Here is a 456-nt window from a genome sequence, read left to right on the forward strand (position 1 = left end):
GGCGATGCAGGAATTATGGCTGGAGCACCCGCCCATCACCTTGGCCCGGGAATGGCGCATGAAGGAGTTCCCGTTCTCCTGCGCCTCGATCGGGTAGTCCCAGTCGAGGCCGGATTCGAGCAGTTCCATCCAGCGGTTCAGCTGCAAGACCTCCTCAAGACCCCGGTCATCGGGGCCGGCCTCCACCAGCGCGATGCGTACCGCTGGGTCTTCGCTCAGCCGTGCGGCGGCCGCGGCGCCGGCCGAGCCGCCGCCGATGACGATGTAGTCAAATTCGTTAGTGTTGCTCATAATCCTCAGTTTCCCTCTTCGCTACTTCTGGGCGAACCAGCCGGTGACCTGCGGGTCCAGATTCTGGTAGATGTGCTTGGCTTCCTGGTACTCGCCCAGCCCGGTCGGCCCCAGCTCGCGGCCGACCCCGGACTGGCCGAAGCCGCCCCACTCGGCCTGCGGCAG

At 65.8% G+C, this 456-nt stretch carries 1 protein-coding gene; it reads right to left on the bottom strand.

Features of this window, described 5'->3' with window-relative positions; translation table 11 throughout:
• Positions 1 to 291 (bottom strand): FAD-binding protein (locus tag ACT3UQ_RS19755; protein WP_444637825.1); only part of this gene is annotated, 291 nt, incomplete at its 3' end.
• Between the last annotated feature and the right edge of the window lie 165 nt (positions 292 to 456).

The organism is Glutamicibacter sp. AOP12-B1-11 (assembly GCF_052379245.1).
Lineage (GTDB): Bacteria > Actinomycetota > Actinomycetes > Actinomycetales > Micrococcaceae > Glutamicibacter.